Annotated in this window: 22 protein-coding genes; 6 read left to right on the top strand and 16 right to left on the bottom strand. The window is 74.7% G+C overall.

The window, feature by feature from the left end; genetic code table 11:
- Positions 1–58: 58 nt before the first annotated feature.
- The 4 genes from ACWEO5_RS29870 to ACWEO5_RS29855 form a co-directional block, all read right to left on the bottom strand.
- A complete protein-coding gene (locus ACWEO5_RS29870) occupies positions 59–1153 on the bottom strand; it encodes a sugar ABC transporter substrate-binding protein (protein WP_452165313.1) in 1095 nt (364 codons plus the stop codon).
- 656 nt (positions 1154–1809) lie between these two features.
- Positions 1810–2691: a fructosamine kinase family protein gene (locus ACWEO5_RS29865; RefSeq protein WP_452165312.1), complete on the bottom strand. Its 882-nt coding sequence runs from the start codon at positions 2689–2691 to the stop codon at positions 1810–1812.
- Positions 2692–3100: 409 nt separating this feature from the next.
- On the bottom strand, positions 3101–4195 hold the full coding sequence (locus ACWEO5_RS29860) for a LacI family DNA-binding transcriptional regulator (protein ID WP_452165311.1): 1095 nt from the start codon (positions 4193–4195) through the stop codon (positions 3101–3103).
- Positions 4196–4439: 244 nt separating this feature from the next.
- The gene (locus ACWEO5_RS29855; protein ID WP_452165310.1) at positions 4440–7544 is read right to left on the bottom strand and encodes an OmpL47-type beta-barrel domain-containing protein; all 3105 of its coding nucleotides are present in this window, start codon (positions 7542–7544) and stop codon (positions 4440–4442) included.
- Positions 7545–7901: 357 nt separating this feature from the next.
- On the opposite strand from ACWEO5_RS29855, the gene ACWEO5_RS29850 reads away from it, so the two are divergent.
- The 5 genes from ACWEO5_RS29850 to ACWEO5_RS29830 are packed head-to-tail and all read left to right on the top strand — an operon-like array spanning position 7902 to position 14185.
- On the top strand, positions 7902–9197 hold the full coding sequence (locus tag ACWEO5_RS29850) for an extracellular solute-binding protein (RefSeq protein ID WP_452165309.1): 1296 nt from the start codon (positions 7902–7904) through the stop codon (positions 9195–9197).
- Between the two features lie 10 nt (positions 9198–9207).
- The gene (locus tag ACWEO5_RS29845; protein WP_452165308.1) at positions 9208–10236 is read left to right on the top strand and encodes a carbohydrate ABC transporter permease; all 1029 of its coding nucleotides are present in this window, start codon (positions 9208–9210) and stop codon (positions 10234–10236) included.
- Complete coding sequence (locus ACWEO5_RS29840) at positions 10236–11078, top strand: carbohydrate ABC transporter permease (protein ID WP_452165307.1); 843 nt, start codon at positions 10236–10238, stop codon at positions 11076–11078. Before ACWEO5_RS29845 ends, ACWEO5_RS29840 begins: the two co-directional genes overlap by 1 nt.
- Positions 11079–11133: 55 nt before the next feature.
- Complete coding sequence (gene arfA, locus ACWEO5_RS29835; RefSeq protein WP_452165306.1) at positions 11134–12633, top strand: arabinosylfuranosidase ArfA; 1500 nt, start codon at positions 11134–11136, stop codon at positions 12631–12633.
- Between the two features lie 34 nt (positions 12634–12667).
- Positions 12668–14185: a glycoside hydrolase family 43 protein gene (locus tag ACWEO5_RS29830; protein ID WP_452165305.1), complete on the top strand. Its 1518-nt coding sequence runs from the start codon at positions 12668–12670 to the stop codon at positions 14183–14185.
- A 69-nt stretch (positions 14186–14254) separates the two neighbouring features.
- Here ACWEO5_RS29830 and ACWEO5_RS29825 read toward each other — a convergent pair whose 3' ends face one another.
- The 10 genes from ACWEO5_RS29825 to ACWEO5_RS29780 all read right to left on the bottom strand — a co-directional run bounded on the left by ACWEO5_RS29825 (position 14255) and on the right by ACWEO5_RS29780 (position 23435).
- Positions 14255–14647, bottom strand: a complete 393-nt coding sequence (locus ACWEO5_RS29825; RefSeq protein WP_452165304.1) for a hypothetical protein — start codon at positions 14645–14647, stop codon at positions 14255–14257.
- A 274-nt stretch (positions 14648–14921) separates the two neighbouring features.
- On the bottom strand, positions 14922–16154 hold the full coding sequence (locus tag ACWEO5_RS29820) for a beta-ketoacyl-[acyl-carrier-protein] synthase family protein (RefSeq protein ID WP_452165303.1): 1233 nt from the start codon (positions 16152–16154) through the stop codon (positions 14922–14924).
- Positions 16147–16401: an acyl carrier protein gene (locus tag ACWEO5_RS29815; RefSeq protein WP_452165302.1), complete on the bottom strand. Its 255-nt coding sequence runs from the start codon at positions 16399–16401 to the stop codon at positions 16147–16149. The genes ACWEO5_RS29820 and ACWEO5_RS29815 overlap by 8 nt, the downstream gene beginning before the upstream one ends.
- A gap of 29 nt (positions 16402–16430) precedes the next feature.
- Complete coding sequence (locus tag ACWEO5_RS29810; RefSeq protein WP_452165301.1) at positions 16431–17444, bottom strand: beta-ketoacyl-ACP synthase 3; 1014 nt, start codon at positions 17442–17444, stop codon at positions 16431–16433.
- Positions 17445–17455: 11 nt separating this feature from the next.
- On the bottom strand, positions 17456–18304 hold the full coding sequence (locus ACWEO5_RS29805) for an SDR family NAD(P)-dependent oxidoreductase (protein WP_452165300.1): 849 nt from the start codon (positions 18302–18304) through the stop codon (positions 17456–17458).
- On the bottom strand, positions 18301–19338 hold the full coding sequence (locus tag ACWEO5_RS29800) for a 3-oxoacyl-ACP synthase III family protein (RefSeq protein ID WP_452165315.1): 1038 nt from the start codon (positions 19336–19338) through the stop codon (positions 18301–18303). The genes ACWEO5_RS29805 and ACWEO5_RS29800 overlap by 4 nt, the downstream gene beginning before the upstream one ends.
- Before the next feature lie 150 nt (positions 19339–19488).
- Entirely contained in the window at positions 19489–22353 is a 2865-nt protein-coding gene (locus tag ACWEO5_RS29795; RefSeq protein ID WP_452165299.1) for an acyl-CoA dehydrogenase family protein, read from the bottom strand.
- Positions 22354–22554: 201 nt separating this feature from the next.
- Positions 22555–22683 carry a hypothetical protein gene (locus tag ACWEO5_RS29790; protein WP_452165298.1) on the bottom strand — a complete coding sequence of 43 codons (129 nt, stop codon included), beginning with the start codon at positions 22681–22683 and terminating at the stop codon, positions 22555–22557.
- 57 nt (positions 22684–22740) lie between these two features.
- Complete coding sequence (locus ACWEO5_RS29785) at positions 22741–22989, bottom strand: hypothetical protein (protein WP_452165297.1); 249 nt, start codon at positions 22987–22989, stop codon at positions 22741–22743.
- Positions 22986–23435 carry a DUF6228 family protein gene (locus tag ACWEO5_RS29780; RefSeq protein ID WP_452165296.1) on the bottom strand — a complete coding sequence of 150 codons (450 nt, stop codon included), beginning with the start codon at positions 23433–23435 and terminating at the stop codon, positions 22986–22988. The genes ACWEO5_RS29785 and ACWEO5_RS29780 overlap by 4 nt, the downstream gene beginning before the upstream one ends.
- A 385-nt stretch (positions 23436–23820) precedes the next feature.
- On the opposite strand from ACWEO5_RS29780, the gene ACWEO5_RS29775 reads away from it, so the two are divergent.
- The gene (locus ACWEO5_RS29775; RefSeq protein ID WP_452165295.1) at positions 23821–24501 is read left to right on the top strand and encodes a hypothetical protein; all 681 of its coding nucleotides are present in this window, start codon (positions 23821–23823) and stop codon (positions 24499–24501) included.
- Between the two features lie 46 nt (positions 24502–24547).
- Here the strand turns inward: ACWEO5_RS29775 and ACWEO5_RS29770 are convergent, their stop codons facing one another.
- Positions 24548–24733: a hypothetical protein gene (locus ACWEO5_RS29770; RefSeq protein ID WP_452165294.1), complete on the bottom strand. Its 186-nt coding sequence runs from the start codon at positions 24731–24733 to the stop codon at positions 24548–24550.
- 394 nt (positions 24734–25127) lie between these two features.
- A complete protein-coding gene (locus tag ACWEO5_RS29765; RefSeq protein ID WP_452165314.1) occupies positions 25128–25658 on the bottom strand; it encodes a class I SAM-dependent methyltransferase in 531 nt (176 codons plus the stop codon).
- Positions 25659–25830: the final 172 nt, after the last annotated feature.

Below are 25830 nucleotides of genomic sequence, written 5' to 3'. Positions count from 1 at the left end.
GCGGCGCGGGGCCCGCCGGGAGCGGCCGGGCGCGGGGCCGGCGGCCGCGCGCGGGGCGCTACTTGATGCCGGCCTTCGCGCACGCCTCGGTGTACTCGGCGGTGCACAGCTCCGCCTTGGTGACGTAGCCGTCGGTGACGACGTCCTGGACGTTCTCCTTGAAGATCGCCTGGGGGGCGAGCAGCACCGCCGGGACGTCCCGGTTGCCGGTCGGGTCGTGGACGGTCGCGCCGGGGTCGCTCTTCTTGCCGCCGGCCAGGTCGACCGCGAGGGCGGCGGCCGCGTCGGCCTCCTTCTTGACTGCCTTGTAGACGGTCATGCACTGGTCGCCGGCCAGGATGTTCTGCAGGCCCTGGACGGTGGCGTCCTGGCCGGTGATCGGGACCTGCCCGTTGCGGTGGTTCTTGCGCAGCACGGCGATCGCGGAGTTGGCCAGGCCGTCGTTGGCGGCGAGCACGCCGTTGATGTTCGGCTGGCTGGTGTACATCTGCTCGAAGATGGTCTGGGCCTGGGCGTTGTCCCAGTCGGGCACCGACTGGTTGGGGCCCTTGGTGTACTCGCCGGAGGCGTACAGCGGGTCGAGCACGCTGTTGTAGCCGTTGGCGAACAGGGTGGCGTTGTTGTCGGTCGGGGAGCCGTTGAGCTCGGCGACGACGGGGTTCTTGGCCCCCGTGTCGCTCAGGCACTTCGTCAGGCCCTGGCCCTGGAGCTTGCCGACCTGGGTGTTGTCGAAGCTGACGTAGTACTGGGCGGAGCCGCCGAGGGTGAGCCGGTCGTAGTCGATGGTGGCCACGCCCTGGGCCTTGGCCTTGTCGAGGACGGCCTTGCCGGTGCCGCTGTCCAGGTTGACGATGACCAGCACGTTCACGCCGCTGGTGATCATCTGGTCGGCGATGGTCTGGAAGGCCTGCTTGTCGCCCTCGGCGTTCTGGATGTCGTAGTCCACGCCGGCGGCCTTGAAGGCGGCCGCGAGGTAGGTGCGGTCGGCGGTCTCCCAGCGGACGGACGACTTGCTGTCCGGCAGGATCACGCCGATCTTCGGCTTCTTGCCACCCGCCGAGTCACTGCCGGAGCCCGAGGACGAGCAGGCGGTGGCCGTGGTGAGCAGGGTCGCCGACAGGGCGGCGGTGGCGAACAGGAGGCCCTTGCGCATGGGCAGGGTCCTTTCGGGGCGTGTCCGGTCCGGCCGGACGTGCGTGGCTGGGGAGGGGTGGGGAAGCGCGCGGGAACGGGGCGGAAGCACCTCGGCGCGGTTTGTTGCCCGCCACAACATACGGTCTGCCAGGGGGGCCGCCAAGCCCTCTCGTCGACGCCGGCGGGTAACGATCACATCACCGACACCCGCCGACCGGAGTCCGACGAGCGGTCAACTCGGCTCGTGGGCAATGGAGATGACAAGCGGCGCCGACCCGGCGGCGGCGAAGGGCGCACTCCCCCGGGGACGACAGGGGAAGGGCGCGGACGGGCCACCGTCGGGCCGGCGCCGCTCACGTCCGCCACGGGTGACCCGCGCTGGGGAAGCGGGCCGGCCGCGGCGGGGCCCGGTCCGTCAGCCCACCCTCAGGAGCGCGGACCGGGAGCCGCCGGAGGTGCGCCGAGGACCCGGCTGCACCGACGCTGGAATGTTAGCGCTCACAACACGTGTGTCAAGATCCGGGGCCACGACCGGACGGGCGGCACCGGAGGCCGGAGGCCGAGACCGGGAGCCGGAAGCCGAGGCCCGGACGGGCGGCGCCACGCGGACGGCGCCACGCGGACGGCGCCGGAGGCCACGACCGGGCCCGGCAACGCCGGAAGCCACGACCGGGTTCAGCGGCGCCGGAACGGGGCCAGCGTGGCGCGCACCAGGTCGGCGGCGCCCCAGTCGGGGTCGAACTGGGCGATCACGGCCAGGTGCTGGCGCAGTTGGAGGATCGGCGCGCGTTCGCGCCAGTCGGGGTCGAGCCCGGTCAGTTCGGCGTAGCGCCCGAAGAACGCGCGCGCCTCGGGCGGCGGTGCGGTCGTCCACAGGTGGGCCAGGTCGACCTCGGCCCAGGTGTACGAGACCGCCGGGTCGATCAGCGCGGGCCGCCCGTCGGGGTCGGCCATGACGTTCGACGCCCACAGGTCGCCGTGCGTGAGGCACGCGGGTCCGACCGGCAGCAGTTCGGGCAGCCGGTCGCACAGCCGCTCCAGCGCCGTCCGGTCCGCCGCGTCGAGCGCCTCCCGGACGCGGGGTTCGTCGAGCCAGCGCAGCAGGCGGTGCCGGGCGAAGAACTCGAATCCGTCGTCCTCCCAGGTGTTGACCTGCCGGCGGCGGCCCAGCCAGTTGTCCCGGTGCCACCCGAACCGGGGGTGCCGGGTGGTGCCGTGCAGGTGGGCGAGCGCGTGCGCGAACCGCTCCCAGAAGACCTCGGTGTCCGGGCGGGGCCGCAGCACCGACAGCACCAGCACGTCGCGGTCGGCGCGGACGACCTCGGGCGTGACGACCCCGCCCGCCCCGCGCAGCACGGCGAGCCCTTCGGCCTCCGCCGCGAAGGCACCGTCCGACGGCGGCCCGTCGAACGCCTTGACGAACACCGACGTGCCGTCACCCCGGCGTGCGAGCCCGGCGACCGCGGCGAAGCCCCCGGCGGCCGGCTCGACCGCGACGACGTCGGCCAGTCCGGCCGCGTGCAGGCGTTCGAGCAGGAAGGGCGTCGGGTCCGGCACGGGCGTGCTCCTGTCGTGGTCGTGACCGCCGGGGGCCGCTCCCGGCCCGGCCGTTCTGCCGCAGGCCCCCGCCCCGGTCCGAACGGTCCACCCGCCGGTCCGGTAGCCGGGCCCGGCCGACACCGCGCCGACCGCCGGGGAGGATCTTCCGCCGCACCGGCGGCCGGGTCAACCCCCGCATCGACCAAGGGAGTTGGCCTCCAGGTGAGATCGGCCGGACGCCGCCGGGCCCCGCCCGGTCGATCTTGTCGGATCGGCGCGCGGGGTCGGGCTCCCAACCCCCTCGGGACCGGTGGCGATCCGGCGTCGCGCGCGCGGCGGGATCGGCCGGACGCGGCACTGGCGCCCCGCTCCTAGTACCCCGCTCCTAGTGCCGCGCTCCTAGCGCCCCGCTCCTAGTGCCGCGCTCCTAGCGCCCCGCTCCCGACGTGTCCGAGAACAGCGCGGCCGTGCCGGCCTCCGCCGCCGCCCGCCGCCCGTCGGCGGTGCTCGCCCTGACCACCAGCTCCGGCCGGACGCTGACGTGGGCGAGGGGGGCGGTGGGCTCCTCGATCAGCCGCAGCAGCATGCCGATCCCCTCCCGGCCGACGGCGGTGAAGTCCTGCCGGACGGTGGTCAGCGGGGGCGTGAGGTAGGCGCCCTCGGGGAGGTCGTCGAAGCCCGCCACCGCGACGTCCTGGGGGATCCGCACCCCGGCCTCGTGCAGCGCGCGGATGACGCCCAGGGCCATGTGGTCGTTGGCCGCGAACACCGCCGTCGGCCGGGAGCGGGCGCCGCGGCGGAACGCCTCCGCGACCTTCCGGCCCGCGGCGTGGCCCGAGGCGGGACTCCAGTCGCCCGCCAGGTGCGCCGGCACCGGCAACCCGGCCGCCTCCAGCGCGGTGCGCCAGCCCCGCAGCCGTCCCTCCGCCTCGATCCACTCGCCGGGCCCGGCGACGTGCCAGATCCGGGTGTGGCCGAGCGAGAGCAGATGCTCGGTGAGCGCCCGCGCCCCGCCGACCTGGTCCACGGCCACGCCCGGCAGGTCGAGGTCGTGCCCGCCCTCGACCGTCACGATCGGGAACGGCTGGGGCAGCCGGGCCAGCGCCGCCACGGCGTGCCGGTGCGGGGTCATCACCACCGCGCCGTCCACTCCCCAACCGCCCAGCCGCTCCAGGGCCTTGCCCAGTGCGTGCTCGGTCAGCTCCTCCAGCCCGACCGACGCCACCAGGTAGTCCTCGCCCCGCGCGGCCCGCTCCAGGCCCGCCAGGATGCTGGCGGGACCGAACAGCGTGGTGTTCGCGGCGACCACCCCGATGGTCCGGCTGCGCCGGGTCACCAGCGTCCGGGCCGCCGAGTTCGGCCGGTAGCCGAGTTCGGCGATCGCGCGCAGCACGCGTTCCTTGGTGGCCTCGCGCACGTTGGGGTGGTCGCTGAGCACCCGGGAGACCGTCTGGTGCGACACCCCGGCCACCTGGGCGACGTCCGCCATCGTCGGCGGGCGGCGCTCACCGGTCTCGTCCATCGCTCTCCCGTCCCGCCCGGCCCGGGCCGGACACTACCCCGGTGTCCACCCTAGTGGCCGCCACCGGCTGTCAGGCACCCTACCCGCGCGCACCCGACACCGCGTCAGGGGTTCCCGGCTGCGGGTTCCCGGCCGTCGGTGCACGACGGCGGGCGCACCGCGGCGGGCACACGGCGGCGGGCACACGGCCGCCGGCCGGACGCGGGTGCGTCCGGCCGACGGTCGGTGCGCGGTGCGCGGTGCGCTACCGGCGGTCGGTGACCGCCAGCGCGGCGCACTGGCCGGTGGCGGCGCGGGAGGTGTGGTTCACCGCTCCGCCGTCGACGGGGGCGGGGTCGTTCCCGGCGCAGTCCAGGGCGCCGTCGACAGTGTTGCCGGAGAGCAGCGGGGCGCTCCCGGTGTTGCCGGTGAGGCTGAGCGTCCGGGCGAAGGTGTTGCCGGTCAGGCTGATCCGGCCGGTGGTGCCGGACAGCGTGGCGTTCCCCTCGAAGGTGCTGTTCTCGGCCACCACGGTGTTCCCCCGGTGGACGTTCAGCGGTCCGCGGACGGTGCTGTCGACCACGACCAGGACGGCGGTGTCGTCGACGACGTTGACGGTGCCGACCTCCGCGTCCCGCACGCAGGTCGTTCCGGCGGTGACGACCAGGGCGCTGCGGCTGTGCCCGGTGACGATGCGGGTGCACGTCGGGACGACGTCCACGGTCGCGGTGCCGGTGGCGCTGCGGTTGCCGGCCCGGTCGGTGGCCCGGTAGGCGGCGGTGTGCCGGCCGGGCGTGTCGACGGTGACGGGGGCGGTGTAGGGCTGCCAGTCGCCGCCGTCGAGGGCGTACTCCAGGGTGCCGGTGCCGGAGCCGGTGTCCTCGCCGGTCAGGGTGAGGGTGGCGGAGCCCTCGTACAGGTGGCCCAGGGTGGGGGCGGGCAGGTGGGCGGTGACGGTGGGGGCGGTGGAGTCCCGCTTCACGGTGAGGCGGGCCTCCTCGCTGGTGTTGCCCGCGGTGTCGGTGGCCCGGTAGCCGAGCTCGGTGGTGCCTTCCGGCAGGGTGAGCGGGGCCCGGTAGGGCTGCCAGCTCCCTTCGCCGAGGCGGTACTCGACGCCCGCGATGCCGGAGTCGTCGGTGGCGGCCAGTTCGACGGCCACCGGGCCGGTGAACCAGCCGTCCGAGCCGTCGGGCGCGGCGGGGGTGGTGCGCGCGGTGACGGCGGGGGCGGTGCGGTCGGAGCCGAAGCGCCAGTCGTCGACGTCGAACAGTTCGCCGGTGCCGGTGCCCCGGGCGGTGAAGAAGACGTGGTGGGTGCCGGTCACCGGGGCGGTGAGGTCGGTGCGGACCTCGGTCCAGGCGCCGCCGGAGGAGGCGGGGACGGTCAGCGTGCCGATCAGGGTGCCGGTGGCGTCCGGGCGGTCGAGGCGGACCTCGATCCGGCCGCCGGCTTTCGGCAGCACGTCGGCGGCCAGGGTGGTGGCGCCGTCCGGGCCGAAGTCGACGCCGGCCAGCGCGGTCCACTCGCCGTCGTGGACGTTGCCGAGCTTCTGCTCGCCGGTGGTGTCGGCGCCGATCGGCAGCACCCGGATGCCGGAGGCGGGGTCGTAGGCGTCCTGGATGCCGGAGTCCCAGGCGATGGTCTCGGCCTCGATCCGCCGGTGCGCGTCGAGCGTGCCCTGCTGGGACGGGCCGCGGTAGGTGCCGGTGACCGGGGCGATGGAGCCGTCGGCGTTGACCGTGACCTTGTCGATGTGGGTGGAGCGGTAGCCGTGGGGCTTGTCGAGGGAGCCGCCGGCGACCAGGGCCGTCTGCACGGTCTGGGCGTGGTAGGTGATGTAGGTCTGGCCCTTGAACTCGAACATGGCGTGGTGGTTGTTGCCGCCCGCGCCGAAGAAGGAGCCGGGGTTGCCGAGGATCTCGCCCTGGTAGGTGAAGGGGCCCGTCGGACTGTCGGACACCATGTAGGCGATGTTGCCGTAGCCGATGGCGTGGCCGTCGATCGTGCTGGAGTGGCTGAAGTTGGTGCAGTAGCTGTAGTAGTACTTGCCGTTGATCTTGTTGATCCCGGAGTCCTCGAACACCGCGGGGGCGTCGATGGTCGCGGCCGTGCCGACCGTGCTGACCATGTCGTCGCCGAGCCTGATCACCCGGGTGCTGCGCGGGTGGTCGGTGCCGTCGGTGGGCACGCCGCCGCCGAAGTACAGGTACGCGGAGCCGTCGTCGTCGACCAGGACCGCCGGGTCGAACATCCACACCACGCCGGCGGTGCCGGGCGTCGCGGGGCTCACCAGCGGCTTGCCGATCGGGTCGGTCCACGGGCCGGTGGGCGAGTCGGCGGTCAGGACGCCGATGCCGCCGCCGCTGTTGGCGAAGTACAGGAAGAACTTCTCCTTCCCGTCGACCTTCTTGTGCGCGGCCGCCGGGGCCCAGGAGTTGGCGGCCCACTTCGCGGCGCCGGGCGCGCCCGCCACCTTGACCTGGCCCTCGTTGGTCCAGTTGACCAGGTCGGCGGAGGAGATCACGGTGAGGGTCTTGATCTGCCCGTAGCCGTTGTCCTTGACGTTGCCCGCGGCGTCGTACTCGTAGGACTGCGTGACGTCGCCGTTCGCGTCGTACGAGGAGCCGTCCGAGGTCATGTACTCGTACACGCGGCCGTCGTAGACCATCGCCCACGGGTCGGCGCCGTACTGGTAGTCCATCAGGGGGTTGGCGTTGCCGATGCTCTTGGCGGGTGCGGCGTGGCCGGGCGGGTGGGCCGCCGAGGAGTCCGCCTCGGTCAGCGAGACGTCGTCGGCCTCGAAGTCCATCAGGTTGGCGTGCGGGGCGCTCGCCGGGTCCTGGACCCAGGGGGTCTCCAGGAAGAGCCGGGCGGTGCTGACGTCCTGTCCGGCCGGGACGGTGAAGGTGCCCTGGACGAGGCCCCACTGGCCGCGGGGGACGGTGACCGTGCCGAGGTTGGTGTAGGTGGCGCCGCCGTAGTGCATGGTGGCGAAAAACTGCTTGGCCGCCGGGGCGGCGGGGTCGTCGTACTTGACCCGGGCGGTGACGGTGTAGCTGTGTCCGGCCTTCACCTTGCCGGAGACGTCCTGCATCGGGCCGGATCCGGTGGTCCTGCGGCCGGTGACGAGGACGGCGGAGGCGCCGGAGTGGGCGTCGGAGGTGAGCGAGAGCGCCGCTCCGTCGGTGGGGTTGCCTTGGTTGGCCGACCAGTTGGCGAGGCCGTCCTCGAAGCCGCCGTTGACGACGAGTTCCGGGGCGGCGGCTCCGGCGGGCGTCGCCGCGGCGAGCAGGCCGGGGGTCAGCAGGGCGACGGCCGCGGTGATCGCGGCGGTTCTGCGACGGGTGGCACTGAGCCAGCGTCTGTACATGGACATCCTTGGGTGGGGGGATTGGCCCCCATGTTGTTAGCGCTAACAAAACCTGTCAAGCCTCGCGGCGGGACCCCGGGGGGCGGGGTCTTCGAAATGTTTCGGTGTTATCGCCCCGTAATCAGTCGCAACTTTCGGCAACTTTTCGGAAACAAGTTATTGACGGCCACTCCGCGGCGAGCACATACTCTCCAGCATTCGAACCGCCCCTGCCGACCGGCTCACGTCCGGTCACGCCGATCCACCCGCACGCGATCGGACCGCACGGGTCGCGGTGATCCCACCTGACGTGCCCTCACTTCGCGTACCCCCACCCGGGTGCTCCCGGCGACGACGACAGAACAGGAAGTCCCCACGATGACGAGAAAGACCCGCCGCACGGCGGCCGCCGCGATCGCCCTGGGCATCACGCTCGCCGCCACCGGCTGTGCCGGCAGCGACGGCGGCGGCAGCGGCGGCTCGTCCGACGGCAAGGTCACGCTGACCCTCTGGGAGAACGCCCAGCCCGGCCCGGGCGCCGAGTACTGGAAGACGGCCGGGGCGGCGTACGAGGCCCTGCACCCGAACGTCAAGGTCAACATCCAGACGGTCCAGAACGAGGACCTGGACGGCAAGCTGCAGACCGCGCTCAACTCCGGTTCCGCGCCGGACATCTTCCTGCAGCGCGGCGGCGGCAAGATGCAGGCCATGGTCCAGGCGGACCAGGTCCAGGCGCTGGACCTCACCGACGCCGACAAGGCGAACGCGGGCGCGGCGGGCATCGCCGGGTACTCGATCGACGGCAAGGTCTACGCGATGCCGGTCGACACCCAGCCCGAGGGCATCTACTACAGCAAGGACCTGTTCCAGCAGGCCGGCATCACCACGCCGCCCACCACGATGCCCGAACTCCAGGACGCCGTAGCGAAGTTGAAGGCGATCGGGGTCGCGCCGATCGCGGTCGGCGCCAAGGACGCCTGGCCGGCCGCGCACTGGTACTACAACTTCGCCCTGCGCGAGTGCAGCCAGGACGCCCTGAAGAAGGCCGCCCAGTCGCTGAAGTTCGACGACCCGTGCTGGACCAAGGCGGGCGAGGACCTCGCCTCCTTCGTCAAGACCGAGCCGTTCCAGCAGGGCTTCCTGACCACCTCCTCGCAGCAGGGCGCCGGTTCGTCCGCGGGCATGATCGCCAACCACAAGGCGGGCATGGAGCTGATGGGCAACTGGAACCCCGGCGTGATCGCCAGCCTGACCCCCGACCAGAAGCCGCTCCCCGACCTGGGCTGGTTCCCCTTCCCGGCCGTGCCGGGCGGCCAGGGCGACCCGGCCGCCATCATGGGCGGCCTCGACGGCTACTCGCTGTCCAAGAAGGCCCCGAAGGAGGCCCTCGACTTCCTGCGCTTCCTGGTCAGCACCGAGCAGCAGAAGGCGTACGCCACGGCGTTCGTCGCCATCCCGGTGAACAAGGAGGCCCAGGCGGGCGTCACCGAGCCCTACAACGTCTCGGCGCTGCAGGCGTTCAACAAGGCCCCCTACTCGGTGCTGTTCCTGGACACCGAGTACGGCCAGAACGTCGGCAACGCGATGAACACCGCCGTGGTGAACCTGCTCGCCGGCAAGGGCAGCGCGGCCGACATCGCCAAGGACACCAACGCCGCCGCCGCGAAGGGCTGAGTAAGCACAGATGAGCAACACCCTGGGCACTGAGCCGGCCGACGGCCACCAGTCGCAGGGCACGCCCGGAGCCGGGAGCGCGGCCTCGTCCGCGCGCCCGGCTCCGGCGCCGGCGGCGGCCGCCCGCCGCCGGCGCGGCCGTGCCAAGATGCGTTTCGAGATCGCGGTCCTGTCCGGCCCGGCGATCCTGGTCTTCCTGGCCTTCGTGATCTTCCCGGTGGCCCTGGCCGCGTTCTACGGCTTCTACCGGTGGCACGGCTACGGGCCGCCCACCGACTGGGTCGGCCTGAACAACTACAAGCTGATCCTCACCGACCCGGCGTTCCAGCAGGTGCTGTGGCACACCGGCGTGATCCTGGTGCTCTCGCTGCTCGTCCAGGGCCCGCTGGCGGTCGGCCTCGCGCTGCTGCTCAACCAGCGGATCCGCGGCCGCTCGGTGATCCGCGTGCTGATCTTCCTGCCGTACGTGGTCTCCGAGGTCATCGTCGGCACCGGCTGGAGCCTGATGCTCCAGAGCAACGGCGCCCTCAACGACCTGCTGCGGCACGTCGGCCTGGGCTTCCTGCAGGCCGACTGGCTGGCCGACCCGGACCTGGCGATCTGGACGCTGCTGGGCATCATCTCGTGGAAGTACATCGGCTTCGCGGTGATCCTGATGCTCGCGGGCCTGCAGTCGATCCCCGAGGAGCTGTCCGAGGCCGCCCAGATCGACGGCGCCTCGTACTGGCAGATCCAGCGGCGCATCACGCTGCCGCTGCTGGGCCCGACCATCCGGATCTGGGCGTTCCTGTCGATCATCGGCTCGCTGCAGCTGTTCGACCTGGTCTACATCATCTGGGGCCCGTACGTGGCGGGCACCGCGGGCACCTCGACCATGGCGATCTACATGGTCGGCCAGGGCCGCAACGCGGGCAACTACGGCTACGGGAGCGCGATCGCGGTCGTGATGTTCCTGATCTCGCTCGTCGTCGCCCTGCTCTACCAGCGCTTCCTGCTCCGCCGCGACCTGCAGGGTGCCATCACCGAAGGAGCCTCCTGATGAGCGCCCGGACGGCCGACCGGCCGCAGAAGTGGGGCAACCCCTTCACCTACTTCGTCGCCCTGCTGTTCATCGGCGTCTGCGTCGCCCCCGTGCTCTACATCGTGGTCGGCGGGTTCCGCACCAACTCGCAGATCAGCACCAGCCCGGCCGGCCTGCCCGAGCCCTGGGTGGTGAGCAACTACCTGAACGTCCTGAAGTCGGTGACGTTCTGGGGCGAGTTCGTCAACTCCCTGGTGGTGGCGCTCGCCAGCACCGTCGGCACCGTGGTCCTCGGCCTGATGGTGAGCTTCGTGCTCGCCCGCTACGACTTCAAGTTCAAGGGGGCGATGTACTCGCTGTTCGCGGCCGGCCTGATGTTCCCGATGGTCATCGCGATCACCCCGCTGTACATCGTGGTCAAGGACCTCGGCCTGGTCGACAACCTGCTGGGCGTGATCATCCCGCAGATCGCCTTCGGCCTGCCGACGACCGTGATCATCCTGGTGCCGTTCCTGCGGGCCATCCCGAAGGAGATCGAGGAGGCCGCCGCGATCGACGGCACCGGCCGGCTCGGCTTCTTCTTCCGGATGGTGGTCCCGCTCTCGCTCCCCGGCGTGGTGACGGTCGGCATCCTCGGGTTCATCGGCAGCTGGAACAACTACGTGCTGCCGCTGTACGTCCTGAACTCGCAGGCGAACTTCACCCTGCCGCTCGGCGTCCAGGTGTTCTCCTCGCAGTACTCCGTGGACACCGCGAGGGTGCTCGCCTTCACCTCGCTCGCCATGCTGCCCGCGATGGCCTTCTTCGCCGCCTTCCAGAAGAGGATCGTCGGCGGCCTCACCGGTGCCGTGAAGGGCTGAGCGCCGGGCCCCAGCGCCCGGCCCGCCCCGCACCGACCCGTGGAAAGGAACCGCTTTGCCCCGCGCCCGCATCGCACTCGACCGGAAGGCCGTCGTCGGCCCCGTCCGGCGCCGCACCTTCGGCTCGTTCGTCGAGCACCTCGGCCGCTGCGTGTACACCGGCCTGTACGAGCCGGACCACCCGACCGCGAACGAGGACGGCTTCCGGATGGACGTGGTCGAGCTGGTGCGGGAGCTCGGCAGCACGACCGTCCGCTACCCCGGCGGGAACTTCGTCTCCGGTTTCCGCTGGGAGGACTCGGTCGGCCCGCGCGAGCGGCGCCCGGTGCGGCGCGACCTGTCCTGGCACTCGCTGGAGTCCAACCAGGTCGGCCTGGACGAGTTCGCCAAGTGGCTCAAGCTCACCGGCTCCGAGCTGATGCTGGCGGTCAACGTCGCCACCCGCGGCATCCTGCCCGCCCTGGACCTGCTGGAGTACGCCAACCACCCGTCCGGCACCGCGCTCTCCGACCTGCGGATCGCCAACGGCACGCCGGAGCCGCACGACGTGCGGATGTGGTGCCTGGGCAACGAGATGGACGGCCCCTGGCAGACCGGCTTCATGACGGCGGACGACTACGGCAAGATCGCCGCCCGCACCGCCGCCGCCATGAAGGCCGCCGACAAGGACCTCGAACTCGTCGTCTGCGGCTCCTCCGGCTCCGGCATGCCGACCTTCGGCGACTGGGAGCGCACCGTCCTGGAGCACAGCTACGACTACGTCGATTACGTCTCCTGCCACGCCTACTACCAGGTGCACGACGGCGACCTCGGCTCCTTCCTGGCCTCCTCGGTCGACATGGAGTTCTTCATCGACACCGTGCTGGCGACCGCCGACCACGTCGGGCACAAGCGGCAGTCGAAGAAGCGGATGAACATCTCCTTCGACGAGTGGAACGTCTGGTACCTGGAGGAGCACAAGGCGTCCGACGAGGTCAACGACGAATGGCGGTACGCCCCGCGGCAGTTGGAGGACGTCTACACGGTGGCCGACGCCGTGGTCGTCGGCAACCTGCTGATGACGCTGCTCAAGCGCAGCGACCGGGTCACCTCGGCCTCGCTGGCCCAGCTGGTCAACGTGATCGCGCCGATCATGACCGAGCCCGGCGGCCCGGCCTGGCGGCAGACCACCTTCCACCCGTTCTCGATCACCAGCCGGCTCGCCTCCGGCGAGGTGCTCCGGCCGGTGATCGAGGCGCCCACCTACCTGACGGCCCGGCACGGCGAGGCGTCCCTGGTGGACGCCGTCGCGACCGTCGACGACGACCGGGCCGCGGTCTTCCTGGTCAACCGCGACCTGTCCGAGCCGGCCCGGGTCACCGTCGACGTCCGCGACCTCCCGGTGTCGCGGGTCGTCGAGGCGCTCACCCTCGCCGACGCCGACCCGTACGCGCGGAACACCCTCGCCGACCCGCTCCGGGTCGTCCCGGCCGCGAACGGCAGCGCCGTCCTCGCCGACGGCGTGCTCACCGTCGAGCTGCCCCCGGTGTCCTGGACGGCGATCGCCCTCGGCTGACCGGCCGCACGCAGCCCTTCGAAAGGACCGCCCCGTGCGGACGTACGACAACCCCGTGATCCCCGGGTTCCACCCGGACCCCAGCGTCTGCCGGGTCGGTGACGACTACTACCTGGTGTGCTCCAGCTTCGAGTACGTCCCCGGGCTGCCGCTCTTCCACAGCCGGGACCTGGTGCACTGGCGGCAGCTCGGCAACGTGCTCGACCGACCCGGGCAGCTGCCGCTGCCGCTGCCCGGCAGCACCGCCTCCCGCGGCCTGTACGCGCCGACGATCCGTCACCACGGCGGCCGGTTCTGGGTGATCTGCACCAACGTCACCGCGGGCGGCAACTTCCTGGTGACCGCGGAGCGGCCCGAGGGCCCCTGGTCGGACCCGGTCTGGATCGACCTGCCCGGGATCGACCCGGACCTGGCCTGGGAGGAGGACGGCACCTGCTGGGCCGCCTCCACCTCCCCCGGCATCCACCTCAGCCGGATCGACCCGGCCAGCGGGAAGGTCCTGGAGGGGCCCTTCCCCACCTGGTCCGGCACCGGCCTCAAATGGCCCGAGGCGCCGCACCTGTACCGGATCGGCGACTGGTGGTACCTGCTGATCGCCGAGGGCGGCACCGAACGCGGCCACGCCGTCTCGATCGCCCGCGCCCGCTCCCCGCGCGGCCCCTGGGAGGGCGCGCCGGGCAACCCGGTGCTCTCCGCGAGCGGCACCGACCGGCCGGTCCAGAGCACCGGGCACGGCGACCTGGTCACCGCGCCCGACGGCAGCTGGTGGATGGTGCTGCTCGGCACCCGGCCGCGCGGCTTCAGCCCGGGCTTCCACGTGCTCGGCCGGGAGACCTTCCTCACCCCCGTGACCTGGGACGGGGACGGCTGGCCGGTCGTCGCGCCGGTGGCCGAGCGGCACCCCGCCCCCGGCGGCGCCCGGCACCCCTTCCCCGCCCCGCCCGTCCGCGACGACTTCGACGCCCCCGTGCTCGCCCCGCACTGGATCTCCCCGCACGCCCGCCCCGACGGCTCCTGGTCGCTGACCGAGCAGCCCGGCCGGCTCACCCTCACCGCCACCGGCCCCACCCTGGACCGCCCCGGCCACACCTTCGTCGGGCGCCGCCAGCAGCACCACGACTGCCGCGCCTCGGCCCGGATCGACCCGGGCACCGGCCGGGGCGGCCTGAGCGTGCGCCTGGACGAGGCGCACCACTACGACCTGGAGGCCGGCCCGGGAGAAGTCCGGGTCGTCGCCCGGATCGGCCCGCTGCGCCAGGTGCTGGCCGCCCGCCCGGTGCCGCCCGGCCCGCTCACCCTGACGGTGACCGTCCGCACCACCGACCTGGTGCCCGCCTCCCCCGAGCTGGCCGGCACCGAACCCTTCGGCCCCGACACCGTCGCCTGCTGGCTCGGCGACCCCGGAACCCCGGGCGCGGAGCCGCTCGCCGAACTGGACGGCCGCTACCTCTCCACCGAGGTCGCGGCCGGCTTCACCGGGCGCGTCATCGGCATGTACGCCACCGAGGGCACCGTCGCCTTCGACTGGTTCGACTACCTCCCGACCCCCTGACCGGTCCTCCCGACCCCCTGACCGGTCCTCCCGCCCGCTGCCCGGCCGACCGGTTCCCACCGGCGGTCCTCACCGGTGGTCGTCGGGCCGGACGGGGACGGCCGGGGGGCGGCCGGCGGTGACCCGCAGCAGGGCTTCCAGGATGCCGGTGCTCTCCGCGGCGGACACCGCGACGGGCTGCGGGAGCCCGGGCCTGGTGCAGGCGATCTCCAGCAGCACGCGGGCCGCGTCGGCCAGCGCGGCCGCGGCGCTCTCCGCGCGCTCGACGGGGTCGGTGTCGGCGATCAGGCCCAGCGCGGCGGCGGTGCGGCGGCGCTCCCGGCGGGCCTCGTAGGCGCGCTGCCGGCAGGTCTGGCCGCAGTACTTGGGGCGGGTGCCCCGCTTGCCGGCCGCGGCGGCGGGCTTCCCGCACCAGACGCAGGGGTGCGCGTCCGTCCGGGCGTCGGGGGTGGGGTCGTCCATGCCCTGATCCAACGCCCGCCGCCCGGCGGGCGGGACGGGAGCGGGGCCGGTTCACCTGAACGGGGACGGCCCGCGGGGAACCCGCCGCGGCGCGCGGCACGTGCTGCGCCGGATCGCGCCGATCTCGGTGGCGAAGCGGATCGGCTTCCCGCTGGCGGAGCGGATCGGCTTCCCGCTGGCGGAGCGCCGCCGGACCGTCGAGCGGCTGGAGGCTGAACTGACCGGCTGCATCGGCTGCGGCTGCCCGTACCGCCCGGACCGGTGTGACGGCCGGTCAGCGGCGCAGGGCCAGCACGGCGTTGTGGCCGCCGAAGCCCATCGAGTGGCTGAGCGCCAACCGCGGCGCCTGTCGGCGGGGTGCGCCGGTGACCAGGTCGAGGCCGGCCGTGTCGGGGCCGGGGGCGTCGTGGTTGGCGGTGGGCGGGACGGTGCCGGTGCGCAGGGTGCGGACGGTGAGGGCGGCCTCGATCGCGCCGGCCGCGCCCATGGTGTGGCCGAGGGCGCCCTTGGCGGAGGTGACGCTGGGCGGGGTGCGGGCGAAGAGTTCGCGGATCGCGGCGGCCTCGGCCCGGTCGCCCCGCGGGGTGCCGGTGCCGTGCGCGTTGACGTGCTCGACCTCGTCGGGCCCGGCGCCCGCGGCGCGCAGCGCGAGGGTGACGGCGGCGCGCAGGCCGCGTCCGGCGGGGTCGGGGGCGGTGGGGTGGTGGGCGTCGGAGGTGGCGGCCCAGCCCGCGAGGTGGGCGAGGGCGGGGGCGCGGCGGGCGGCGGCGTCGGCGGCGCGTTCCAGGACGAGGACGCCGGCGCCCTCGCCGAGGACGAAGCCGTCCCGGTCCCGGTCGAAGGGGCGGGAGGCGGTGGCGGGCCGGTCGGTGCGCCGGGACAGCGCGCCCGTCCTGGCGAACGCGGCGGCGCACAGCGGGGTGGCCATCGCGTCGGTGCCGCCCGCGACGGCGAGGTCGCAGGCGCCGGTGGTGAGCAGCAGCGCGGCGTGGGCGATCGCGTCGGCGCCGGAGGCGCAGGCGGTGGAGGTGTGCAGGGCGGGGCCGGTGGTGCGCAGGGCGAGGGCGAGGTGTCCGGCGGCGGAGAGGTTGGGCAGGTAGCCGGTGAGGGTGAGCGGGGAGAGCGCGGCGGGGCCGCGTTCGAGCAGGCGGCGGTGGGCGTTCTCCAGGACGGCGATGCCGCCGGCGGCGGAGCCGACGACGACGGCGACCCGGCCCGGTTCCCAGTCGGGGTCGCGGTCGCCGAACGCCTCGATCCCGGCTTCCCGGAGGGCTTCCCGGGCGGCGGTCAGCAGGTAGCGGGTGGAGCGGTCCAGCCGCCAGCCCTGCCGGACGGGGGCCTCCTCGGGGTGCGGGGGCCGGCAGCTGATCGGCACCGGGCCGCCGTCCAGTGCGGGGTCGCGCCGGGCGGTGCCGTGCCCCTCGCACAGGGTGCGCCAGGTCGCGTCCATCCCGTCGCCCCCGGCGGTGACCGCCCCGGTGCCGGTGACCACGATCCGGTCAGTCATCCCCGGGTCGCCGCCCGTCCATCAACTTCCTTACTTCGTCGACGAGTTCGCTGACCGTCGTGTCCGCTCCGGCGGCTTCGGCGTCCAGCGGGACGCCCCACTCCTCCTGGAGGGTGACGTACAGCTCGACGATGGACAGCGAGTCGAGGTCGAGCTCCTGGAAGCTCGCCCGGGCGGTGATCAGGTCGGCGGGGACGTCGAACTTCTCGGTGAGGACGGCGGCGATGCGTTCGGTGAGCTGGTCCACGGGAGGTCTCCTCTCCGGTACGGGGTGCGTCAGGACAGGGTGCGCCGGACGGGGGTGGCGGCGGGCCAGGTGAGGGCGACGGAGGCCCAGGTCAGGCCGCCGCCGAAGGCGGTGAGCAGGGTGGGGGTGCCGGGGGCGAGGGCGCGCTGCGGGCCGTCGTCGGCGAGCACCAGCGGGATGGAGGCGGCGGCGGTGTTGCCGAGTTCGCGCAGGTTGCCGAAGCGGACGGCGGGCTGCAGGCCGAGCCGGTCGGCGACCGAGTCGAGGATCCGCTGGTTGGCCTGGTGGGCGACGAACGCGCCGAGGTCGGCGGGCCGCCAGTGGGCGGCGTCCAGTGCCCGGACGGCGGAGTCGGTGAGGTGCCGGACGGCCTGGCCGTAGACGGAGCGGCCCCGCATCCGGAACCAGTGCGCGTCCGGGTCGAGCCGCTGCCGGTCGGGGTGCCGGGAGCCGCCCGCGTCGATGGTGATCAGGGCGGCCCCGCCGCCGTCGCTGCCCAGGTCGGCGGCGTGCAGGGCGCCGGGCGCGCCGTCCTCGGCGGCGGCCAGCAGCACGGCTCCGGCGCCGTCGCCGAACAGGGCGGCGGTGTCGCGGTCGGCGGGGTCGACGATGGTGGAGTAGGTGTCGGCGCCGATCACCAGCGGGTGTCGGCAGGTGCCGGCCCGGACCAGCGCGTCGGCGGTGGCCAGTGCGTACAGGAAGCCGGAGCAGACGGCGGACAGGTCGAGGGCGGGGACCCGCGGCAGGCCGAGCCGGTGGGCGACGGCGGGTGCGGTGGCGGGGCAGGGGTGGTCGGGGGTGGTGGTGGCGAGCAGCACGAAGTCCGGTGCGGCGTCGGCGGATTCGATGGCGGCGGCGGCCGCGTACACGGCCAGGTCGCCGGTGGCGGTGCCGGGGGCGGCGCGGCGTCGGCGGTGGATGCCGGTGCGTCGGCGGATCCACTCGTCGCTGCTGTCCAGGCGTCCTGCGGCGATCACCTCCTCGTTGTCGACGCTGCGGGCGGGCAGGCAGGAGCCGATCCCGACGACGGCCGCGCGGGGCACCGGACGCCTCCTCAGGCCGCGAACGGGGAGGGCGGCTTGGGGATGGCCGCCAGGCCGCCGTCCGAAACGCTCAGCCCGCCGTCCAGCACCAGGGCCTGCGCGGTGACCAGCGCGGAGGCGGGCGAGGCGAGGAACAGCACCGCTCCGGCGATGTCCTCGGGGGCGCCCCAGCGGCCCTGCGGGACGTGCGCCATCAGCCACTGCGAGAACGGCTCGGTGCCGGAGGCGAAGTCGGTCATGTCGGTGGTGGTCCAGCCCGGGCAGACCGCGTTCACCCGGATCCCCTCGCGGGCCCAGCCGACGCCCAGGCTGCGGGCCAGCGAGATCTGCGCGGCCTTGGTCGCGGCGTACGCGTCCAGCAGCGGGGTGCCCATCACCCCGGAGGCGGAGGACATCAGGATCAGCGAGGCCCGGTCGGACGCCGCCAGGTGCGGGTGCGCGGCCCGGCAGATCTCGGCGGTGGCGTTCAGGTTGACCGAGACCACGTAGTCCCAGTCCTGCTGGGTGGAGTGCTGGAACGGCACCAGGACGGGGCTGCCGTCCGCCGCGGTGGGCAGCACCCCGGCGTTGTGCAGCAGCACGTCGATCCCGCCGAGCGCCGCGGCCGCCCGCTCCACCAGTGCGCCGGGCGCGCCCGGTTCGGCCAGGTCGGCGGGCAGGGCCACCGCCCGCACCCCGTGCCCCTCGGCCTCCTTGACGACCTCCCGCAGCGCGGCCCCGGTCCGGGCGCTCAGCACCAGGTCGCTCCCGGCTTCGGCCAGCGCCAGTGCGCAGGCCCGTCCGATGCCCCGCGAGGCCCCGGTGACCAGGGTGCGGGCGCCGTCCAGCCGGAACGCCCCCGGCAGCGTGCTGTTGCTCATGACAGTGCTTCCTTCCGTTCGTGCCGTTCGTGGTCGGTTCCGCCCGGGGGCTCGGACCAGCGCAGCAGTGCGCTGCCCCAGGTCATCCCGGCCCCGAAGACAGTGAGCAGGATCAGGTCGCCGGGCTGCAGCAGCCCCTCGGCGTGCGCGGTGGCCAGCGCGTAGGGGGCGCTGGCTGCGCCGATGTTGCCCACCAGGTCGCCGACCACGGTCATCCGGTCGGCCAGGCCGGCCTCGGCGGCGAGCCGGCGCAGCAGGACGGGGTTGGGCTGGTGGGTGATCACGTGGTCGATGTCGCCGACGGCCAGGCCGTGCCGTTCCAGCGTCTCGTTCAGCATCCGCGGGAACGCGTCACGGATGAACCGGCTGACCGTCCGCCCGTCCATCCGGATCCGGTGCGCGCCCTCCGCGAGGGTCTCCCGGCTGGCCGGACGCCGGCTGCCGCCGGCCGGGATCAGCACCCGGTCCGCGAGCGTCCCGTCCGAGCCGAGCCGGAACCCGCCCAGCCCGCCCGGCGGCTCCACCGGGCCCAGCACGGTGGCCGCGGCGCCGTCCGCGAACAGCACGGCGGTGCCCCGGTCCGCCGGGTCCAGGAACTTCGAGTACGCCTCCACCCCGACCACCACCGCGAGCATCGGCCCGTCCTCCTCCCGCAGCCAGTCGTGCGCGACCTTCGCCCCGAACAGCCAGCCCGAGCAGGCCGCCGACACGTCCAGCGCGACGGCGCCCACCGCCCCCACCAGCGCCTGCACCCGGCAGGCCGTCGCCGGCCCCAGCTCGTCCGGCGTCGAGGTCGCGCACACCAGCAGCCCCAGTTGGGCGGCCGTCACCCCGGCCGAGGCCAGCGCCCGGCGCACCGCCTCCGCCGCGAGGTCGGAGGCGGCCTGCTCCCCCGCCGCGACGTGCCTGCGGCGCACGCCCGTCCGCTCCACGATCCACTCCGCGGTCACCCCGATCGCCGCCGCCACCTCCGCGTTCCCCCGCACCCGCGACGGCACGTACCGCCCGGTGCCCCACACGCCCACTGCGTTCACCACCGCAAAACTCCTCACCTGTGCAAACGAATCGGGTAAGAACGAGCCCCGACAGGGGCTCGGGGAACGGCGGGCCCGTGGCTGCGGGCGGTGCACTGCCGTTGCGCGCCGCCGCTTCCGGTTCTGTTCGAGCACGCGGCCCCGTCGGCGTCAGACGATCTCGTCCGGGAAGGCGAAGTCCCGCTCCACCCGCTCCAGGTGCGGGAGCAGTCGGTCGTAGCCGCGTTCGAGGGCGTTCTCCAGTCCGGCGAGTTCGCCCGGGGCGAGGGTGCGGTGGCGCAGCAGCGGGCCGGCCAGCCGGTCGGCGGCGCGGAGGGCGGCGAGGTGGGCGAGGGCGGTGGTGGCGCCGTCCGGGGGGAGGGTGGCGAGGGCGCGCGGGAGGTCCTCGGCGGCGAGCCGGGCCGCGTACGTGGCGCCGAGGTCCGCGGCCCGGTCGAGCAGCGGGTTCCACACCTCGAAGGGGGTGGCGCCCCCGTGCGCCTTCTCGGTGGCGGCCCGCCGCAGCCAGGTGGTCTGGGTGTGCTGGTGGCGGGCCAGGACGGCGGGCCACCAGCCGGGGTCGGCGAGGTCGGTGGGGATCGGCGGGAGCGTGCCGGTCGGGGGGTCCTCCAGCAGGGCGCGGCCGAGGTCGTAGCGGATGAGCCTGCTGTCGCCGCCGGCCGGGTCGAAGGAGCGGGCGAAGCCGTGGTAGCCGGCCAGCCGGTTGCCGTCGGCGAGTCCGGCGTGGCCGCAGCGGCGCTGGCAGTCGGCGATGATCCGTTCGGCCTCGTCGGCGCAGTGCGCCTTGTACGCGGAGAGCGGGCGGCTGACGGCGGCCCACGGGGCGAAGCCGCTCCCGGCTTCGGCGGTGTCGGACTCCCGTGCGGCGGCGAGCAGTCCGCGGGCCCGGGCGGCGGCGCAGCTGAGCGCGAAGGCGTCGGCGAGGGCGCCGAGCAGGGCGCGCTGCTGGCTGCGGTGGGCGAGCAGCGGGCTGCCGGGGGCGAGCGCGGCGCGGGTCTCGCGGTGGCGGGAGTGCCGGACGGCGAGGACGGCGGACTGGCGGGCGAGCGCGGCCAGGGCGGTGGGCAGGACGCCCCACAGGTCCTGGCCGACGGCGAGGGTGCGGCGCAGCCGGTCGGCGGGGGTGCGCGGGTCGTGCAGGTGGCCGTGCGCGTCGAGGTCGGCGTCGTCGCGCAGCCAGTGCGCCTCGGGGACGCGCAGGCCGTCGAAGCGGACCCGGTGGTAGCTGAGCGGGAGGGCGCCGACCGGCACGGGCGGGGAGAGGGTGACGCCGGGCCGGGGGCCGTCGTGGTCGGCGAGTCGGGCCAGGAAGGCGAACACGCCGCCCGGCCGGCCGGCGGCGTCGACGGCGCGGGCGATCACCACGGCGCCGCGCGGCCCGGGGTACTGGGCGACGCCGCCGAACTTGGCGTCCTCCTGCTCGGGGGTGCGCAGCACGAACTCCCGCCGACCGGGGTGGAATTCGGCGATCGTCGCGGCGCCGAGGTGGCTGCTGGCGCGGCCGGCCTCGGTGACCAGGTAGCCGATCCGCAGTTCGCCCGCGTCGACGGCGTCGAGTTCCGTCCGGACGTCCTCGGCCTGCCCGGCCAGCCGCAGCAGCGAGCCCTGCCCGAGCACGTTCTGGGTGACGAGGGTCATGCCGAGCCGGGGGTCGGCGACGGCGGCCCAGGCCAGGGCGGCGGCCAGCGCGTCGGCGTCGGCGTGCAGGTCGGCGGCGGCGGGCAGGGCGCGCAGCAGGGTGCGCAGGCGGCGGTGGAGGTAGGGCTCGCGTTCGCCGGGCGACTCGGCGACGCGGTACGGGTGCCGGGCCAGGGCGCGGTGCAACCGGGGCAGGTAGCCGGGGTGGTGGCGGCCGTGCAGCAGTTCCCCCAGCGTTCCGTACGGCTCGCCCGCCGTCCCGGCCCGCTCCCCCGGCGTCCGCGCGTCCTCCCTCGCCGTCCCGGCCCGCTCCCCCGCGCTCCCGCTCGGCGGCCCTGCCGTCCCGGCCGCCCCTCCTGCCGCCCCGGCCGTCCCTCCCGGTGTGCTGCGCGGCTCCTTCGGCATCCGGACTCCCTTCCTGTCCACCGGAGTTGACGTGTCGTCGGTCGTGGTCCCGGCCACCCGGGCGCCGGTGCCGCGCAGGCAGTCGGCGGCGTTGCGGCCGAGCGCGCTGCCGGGGCCCGCCTCGTGGTAGTCGGTGTGGCCGTGGGCGGCGAGCAGGGCGAGGACCCGGGGCAGGTGGGCGGGGCGGACCAGGCAGTCGGCGGCCCGGGCGGCGAGGTCGTCGGCGGGCGCGTAGCGGCGTCCGGCGACGGCCGAGTAGAGCGGTACGGCGGGTGGGCCGATCGGCGGCCCGCCGCGCAGCAGGGCTTCGAACCGGGCCCGCTGGTCGGCGAGTTCGGGGTGGTGGGAGCCGAAGGGCAGGCGCAGCCGGACGGCGGTGAGGTTGCGGGCGGCGGCGAGTTCTTCGACGGCGGCGAGTTGCTCGGGCGGGCCGCCGAGCACGCACTCCCGGGGGCTGTTGACGCAGCCGACGGCCACCCGTCCGGCCCCGGCGCGGGCGGCCAGTTCGGCTGCCCGCTCCTCCCCGCAGCCGATCAGGGTGAGTGCGCCGGGGGCCCCGGCCAGCACCCGGGCCAGTTGCAGGGCGGCGGTGGCGCCGGCGCCGACCGTCCAGGCTCCGGCGGCGGTCAGTGCCGCGAGTTCGCCGAAGCTGACGGCCAGCAGGGCGTCGGGCGGGCCGTGCCGCTCGGCCAGTACCCGGTGCCAGGCCAGCGCGGCGCCGTGGTGGGCGAGTTGCTGCAGGCCGGTCGGGCCCTGGGCCAGTTCCCGTCCCCCGGGCGGGTGTTCGCCGAGCAGCAGGCCGGCCAGGGCCGGTAGCGGTCCGGCCTCCGGACCGGCGGCGAGGGCGGCGTCGATCTCCTCGTAGACGGCGTGCAGCGCGCGGCGCAGTGCACCGTCCCGGGCGGCGGCCCGGTACAGCGTCTGGACGGGGAAGTCCCCCTGGCCGGGGAACATGTGAACCGACACGGGCATGACTGGACGCTCCGCAGCAGCGAGGGGGCCGATCCGGGACGGGTCGCGGTGCGACCGGCCGCGGGCCGGCTCCCCCCGGCGCGGCCGGTGTCCGGCCCGCCACCACAGTGCCCAATCGGTACGTCCACCATCCAGTCATATGACCGGTGAATGTGTTGAAAGTTCCGCATCGGTTGAACGTTCACCCGAACCGGCGGGCCGCTACGGGTGCAGCGCCCCGTAGACCCTGGCCAACCCGATCACGATCCACGGCGAGGCGAGGACGAGCACCGCCAGTACGGCCACCGCCACCGCGAACTGCACCACCACCCGCCGTGCTTCCCGCCCCATCGCCCGCCCGTCCACCGTCCGCCGCCCGCCGTCCCGGGAACGACGCCGTCCCCGCCCTCACGGTTGCACCTCCAGCACCGCCCGACGCGGCACCGCCCGACGCAGCAGCACCCGACACTCCCGCGACCGCTGCCCGTCCGCCTCCCGCCCGCACAGCGGTTGGACCAGCACGTCCTGCGCCCCGAACCGCACGGCGCCGTCGCCCCGTTCGCGCAGCCAGGCCGCCGCCGCCTCCGGTGCCGACGGCCGACCCGCGCCGAGCTCGTACCGCCCGACCTCCACCCGGTCGTCCCCGGCCGGCCTCACGCCTCCCCCTCGCCGCCCAGGAACGCCGTCACCCCGGCGGCCAGCGCGGCGAGTTGCTCCCCGGCCTCCAGCCAGGTGGTCAGCTCGGCCCGCCAGCAGCCGTCGGCGGCGCGCCAGGGTCGTAGCGCCCAGGTCAGGCCGACGTGGCCGCCGGGGCCGAAGGCCGCGCGCAGCGCGAGGTCGCCGTCGGCGTTGTGCCACTCCCGTTCGCCCGGCCAGCCCCGGAAGTCCGCGGCCAGGCCGGCCAGGAAGCCCGCGAGGCCGCCGGCCGGGCCCAGGTCGACCACTCCGTCCAGCCGCGCCGCCAGCCCGGGGGTCCGCAGCAGTTCCACCGCGAACCGCGCGACGCCGTCCTCCTGCGCCCGGTCCGCCAGCCGGACGGCCGCCTCCCGGTCCCGTCCGCACCGCACCCGCACGCCGCCGGCCCCCGGCCCCGATCCGTTCACCGGGCGATCATCCCGGCCAGCGCGAGGTCGAGCAACCGCTCGGCCTGGGCGGGGGCCGCCCTGACCGCCCGGGGCGCCCCGCCCGGCTTCGCCGCCGCACTGGCCGGCCTGCTGCGCGAGGTCGCGGCGGGATCGCCGACCGGGGTGACCGACGCCGTCCCCGCCCTGCTCGGCCGTCCCGCCCGCACGGTCGACGCCTTCCTGGCCGACCACCTGCCCGCCGTCCGGGCGGCGGCCCAACTCCCGTGAACCGGGGCACCCTTGCCCCGCCGGACGGAATCCGGAATCTGAGTACGGGTACTCTGGCCACCGATCAGCCGCACACGGAATGATGACCGCACCGACGGGCCGTCCGGGCCCGCCCCACCGACCGGAGCGCCCCACCGTGAAACGTCCCGCCCTGGCCGTGGCCACTGCCGCACTCGCCGCGGGCGCCCTGCTCACCGGCTGCGGCTCCACCCACGCCGCCGGGGGCGCCGACTCGGCGGGCGCCTCGAAACCGGGCGTCTCGAACGCGAGCACCTCGAACGCGAGCGCCTCGGCCGCCGCGAAGGAGGCCCAGCAGAGGTACGAGCAGCAGCGGCAGCAGGCGCTGGCCGACCACGACCGGGCGTTCCCGGTCGTCGCGGAGACCTGCGCGGGGAAGTCCACCGCGCTGCCGTCCCCGGTCGACTCCTCCACCCCGGTCGACCCCACGCCCCCGCTCGGCGGGGACTCGCACGTGGTCCAGCCCGAGAACCCCAAGTACAACGAGAACCACGCCTACCTGCAGACCGCCCCGCTCAACCCCGCCCAGCAGTGCCGCGGCGACGCGCACGCCGCGCGGATCACCGCCGAACTCGCCGGGCGGACCCCGCCGAACGACCCCGAGCAGGCGAAGGCCCTGCTCACCCGCCTCGGCTACCCGGACGCCACCGTCACCCCGGGCAGCAGCGGCGTGCAGTTCGCCTTCTCCGTCCCCCAGGTCGGCCCCTGCCTGACCGGCACCCTCTCCACCCCGCCGCACATCGAGGTGCACGGCCCCTACCTGGAGGGCGGCTGCACCCCCTCCAAGGGCGGCCACTGAGCCCCGCCCCGCCCGAACTCCCCCGCGCCGGACGCCCGACTCCCGATCAGCAGTCGGAGCAGTCCAGCGGCGGGGCCTCGGGAAAGGCGTCGTTCCCTTCGAGCCGGTCGGTCAGCCACTCCGCCAGGGTGAACCTCCCCGGGAAGAGGAAGTGGCGGTCGCAGAGCGCGTTCGGGTCGATGCCCCACATGTCGCCCTGCGGTGGGCTGAGGTCGATGCACCGCGGAGCCACCCGAGGGAGTCCGCGTCGCTGAAGCGGTGCCACGTCCCGGCCCCCACCAGCGACACCACGTCGCCGCGGACCCCGAACCCGCCGTTGGCGACCTCACAGTAGATCCTTCGCAGCAGTCGCGGCAGGGGGTGGCCGACAGCCGCCTCGAACTCGTCGGCAGCCTCGACCGGAGCAGGCGGAGGGAGCCCGTCGGCCTCGGCGAACTCGCGGACCTTGGCAGTGATCTCGTCGTCCGTCCAAGCTGCGGGGTCGGTCATGGCCAGACCGTAGAGGACCCCACTGACCACAGCGGGCGCCCGGTCGACGACCGCACCGGGATCCTCACGCTGCACCCGGCCCCACCCCCCGGGCCACCGCCGACGGCCCGGTCGGAGCCAAATCCAGCGGAGCGCCGTCAGCCCCGCCGGGCCGAGACCAGCAGCGCGGCGTGCGGCAGCGCCAGCCCGCCCTCCGGGTCGCGGAACTCCTCGGCCAGCCGGCCGAATTCGGCCTCGATCCGGGCCCGGACCTCCGGTGTCTGGTGGTGCAGGAGTTCGCCGATGAAGGCGACCCGGCCGGCGGGCCCGGACCACCACTCCTCGGTGGTGGTGCGGTGGTTCCAGCGCAGGGTGCGGCAGTCCGGGTCGTGCAGACCGGCGCCGGCGAGCAGTCCGGCCAGGCCCTCGGGGGTGGCGACGGCCTGGAGCGCGGCGGGTGCCGGCGGCAGGTGCGCGGGGCGGGGTGCCGCCGCGGCTTCGACGGCCCGGCCGAGCAGGCTCTGCCCGGGTGCGGCGGGGTTGGCCCAGACGGTGAGGGCGATCCGGCCGCCGGGGCGCAGCACCCGGAGCAGTTCGGCGACGGCGGCGTCCGGCCGTCCGACGTGGTTGATCACGAAGTTTCCGACCACCGCGTCGAACGACTCGTCGGGGAAGGGCAGTTCGGGCAGGATCGCGGCTTGCAGTTCGGCCTGCGGGGCGTTGCGGCGGACTTCGGCCAGTGCCGCGTCAGGCAGCCCTCGCCGTCAAGGAGCGGCGTCCGGTGCGTGCTCTCGGCGTGCCGGCCGGAAGCCCTCGTACTGGATGTACTTGGGTTTTCGGCCGGTGCGGCGAGAGTGCGTG

It is taken from the genome of Kitasatospora sp. NPDC004272 (assembly GCF_053603035.1).
The sequence above is the reverse complement of the archived record's forward strand: the minus strand, read 5'-3'. Positions and strand labels throughout refer to the sequence as shown.